Source organism: Komagataeibacter kakiaceti JCM 25156, from assembly GCF_000613305.1.
In genome coordinates this window covers 1-2,488 of record NZ_BAIO01000352.1, presented here as the reverse complement: position 1 = coordinate 2,488, position 2,488 = coordinate 1, and the positions used below count along the sequence as shown (strand labels likewise).

Sequence of the window (2,488 nt, the reverse complement as noted above, 5' to 3'; positions counted from 1 at the left end):
CTGCGCCAGCGACTGGTCCGGGGGGGAAGGGCGCGCGGGCCGACAGGTCGCCCGGTATGACCCCCGGCTGCCCCCGGTCCACCACGGAAATGGACGCGACATTGAGGTTGAGCGGCGGCTGGCTGCTGAACCGGGGCGGCGCGAAGCTGGTGGTCGGTCTGCTATCCGCGTGGTCGCAGGCCGAAAGCGCCATGAGCGGCAGGCTGGCGGCCAGCATCACGTGCAGGCCGCGACGCAGCGAAGGAAGGGAAAGGGGCGGACGGTTCGGTCGCATGAAAATATATCCCGATAACGGCGGGCGCACAGGGCGCGGTCAACAGATCAGGATTATGACCGTGCCATGATCCGCACCGGGCGCAAAGGGGCAGGCTGGCGTCAGGCGGACTTGCCCGCGATCTCGCCACGCTGGAAATGGAAACTGTGGTTGCAGAACGAGCAGTTCATGGTGATCGTGCCATCCTGCGCCATGTGGTCCAGATCATCGAGCGTGAAGGTTTCCAGAATGCCTGACAGCCGCGCGCGTGAGCAGCGGCAGCCAAAGGCCAGCGCGCGCGGCTGGCCCATCATCAGCCCTTCCGCATGGAACAGGCGGTGCAGCAGCGTGGCGGAGGAGAGATCGTCATCCAGGATTTCATGCGCGGTCAGGGTGGTGGCCAGTGTTGTCGCCGTCTCCCAGGCGTCATCACCTTCCTCGGTGCTGAGGTCGGTCCCGATCCCGCCGTCGCTTGCGATCTTTTCCATCACCAGCGCGCCCGCGCGCCAGCCCCGTTCCGTCTTTTCACAGAACAGCCGGACCCAGCAGGCATGCTGCTCGCTGGTGGTGAAGTAATGCGCAGCCATGTCCGACAGGCTCTCGCCCGTGATCTCGACAATGCCTGATGGATGTCGGTATCCGGTCCCTGATCCACGCTGAACGCCAGATAGCCCTTGCCCAGCAACTGGCCCGCCGTGGGGTTGGGGCAGGTGGCCAGCAGTTCGGCCACCTGCGCGTCGTCCGAGCGGGCGTGAAAGCGCAGGGCACCGGAATCCGTGCAGTCCGCCAGCAGCAGGCTGACCGGGCCATCGCCCTTGGCCTGAAGGGAGAAGGAACCCTGGAATTTCAGCGATGAAGCCAGTGCGGCCACCAGCGCCAGCGCTTCCCCCGCCAGCCGCAGCACCACATCGGGGTTGTCATGGCGGGTCAGCAGGGTGTCGGTCAGGACGCCGGGCCGCACAAGGCGGCCACGCACGGGGCGCTGGTCCAGATAGAACGGCACGATACCCTGCGGCACCACCAGATCCGGGGTGTCGGGACGGCTGGAATCGAGAAAGGCGGGGGAAGGAATGGGGGTGGTCATGCTAAAACCCGCGTATGGTCAGAGATTGGCGGTGATGTCCGCTTCCAGCGCGGCGAGGCGCTGGTCGAGATCCGTCAGCCGTGCGGTGGGCAGCAGGCCCGCTTCCTGCATCGCGGCGATCGCGCGCTGGCGGCAGCGGTCATGTTCCATGTCCAGATCCTCCGTGCGGCCCGCGCCGGCCAGACAGTCCAGATAGGCGTCGCGGATGGCGGCGGCCCGCCCATCCCCATCAGGCAGGGCGGCGGCGAAGATGTCGCGCACGCTCTTTTCGGCCCAGCCGGGAATTTCCGGCGCGTCTTCGGTGGCGGAGGGCAGGGCGGGCTGTTCGGCCGGTCCGGTCATGCCTTGGGTTCCTTTCCATATTGCTGCCAGTCCTCGCCACACAGCGCCCAGACAAGGATGCCCTTTTGCGCGTGCAGGCGGTTCTCGGCCTCGTCGAACACGACGGAATGCGGGCCTTCAAACACGTCTTCCGTCACTTCCTCCCCGATATGGGCAGGCAGGCAGTGCAGGAAAAGGGCGTCGGGGGCGGCATGCGCCATGAGCGCGGCATTCACGCGGTAGGGCTCGAACGCGTTCAGCCGCTGGTCAGAAGCCTTGTCCGACATGCTGACCCATGTATCGGTAATGACCGCGTCCGCGCCCTTTACCGCGGCGACGGGATCGGTCGTGACCGTAATGTCCGCGCCATGTTCGCGCGCCCACGCCACGGCGGCGACGCTGGGCGTGTGGGTGGAGGGCGTGGCCAGACGCAGGCGAAAACCGAACAGGGCGGCGGCCTCGATGAAGGAGGTGGCGACATTGTTGCCATCCCCCACCCAGGCCAGCGTGCGGCCGGTAATGGGGCCGCGATGTTCCTCGAACGTCATGATGTCGGCCATGATCTGCACGGGATGGGAATCCGGCGTCAGCCCGTTGATGACCGGCACGCTGCTCCAGCGCGCGAGCTGGCGCAGGTTTTCCGTCCTGCCCGTGCGCAGCACGATGGCGTCTACAAAGCGCGACAGCACGCGCGCGGTATCGGCGATGCTCTCGCCCCGGCCGATCTGCATGTCGGAGGGCGCAAGCAGGATCACGTTGCCGCCAAGCTGCTGCATCCCCACCTCGAACGAGACGCGGGTGCGGGTGGAGGGCTTGGACAGCATGAGCCC

At 66.7% G+C, this 2,488-nt stretch carries 2 protein-coding genes and 2 pseudogenes; all 4 read right to left on the bottom strand.

Translation table 11 applies throughout. From position 1 onward, the window contains the following. Positions 1–274: pseudogene (locus JCM25156_RS13625) on the bottom strand (hypothetical protein); the annotation flags it as partial. Positions 275–375: 101 nt separating this feature from the next. After that, positions 376–1,337 (bottom strand): annotated as a pseudogene (gene hslO / locus JCM25156_RS24475) (Hsp33 family molecular chaperone HslO). An 18-nt stretch (positions 1,338–1,355) separates the two neighbouring features. After that, positions 1,356–1,679, bottom strand: a complete 324-nt coding sequence (locus JCM25156_RS13615) for a hypothetical protein (protein WP_025813512.1) — start codon at positions 1,677–1,679, stop codon at positions 1,356–1,358. Further along, positions 1,676–2,488: ornithine carbamoyltransferase (argF, locus tag JCM25156_RS13610; RefSeq protein WP_025813511.1), on the bottom strand; the 813-nt coding region annotated here is incomplete at its 5' end. The genes argF and JCM25156_RS13615, both read right to left, overlap by 4 nt.

Excerpts from the sequence above, each read along its gene's own strand:
- JCM25156_RS13615 (WP_025813512.1), bottom strand. The coding sequence starts at position 1,679 with ATGACCGGACCGGCCGAACAGCCCGCCCTGCCCTCCGCCACCGAAGAC.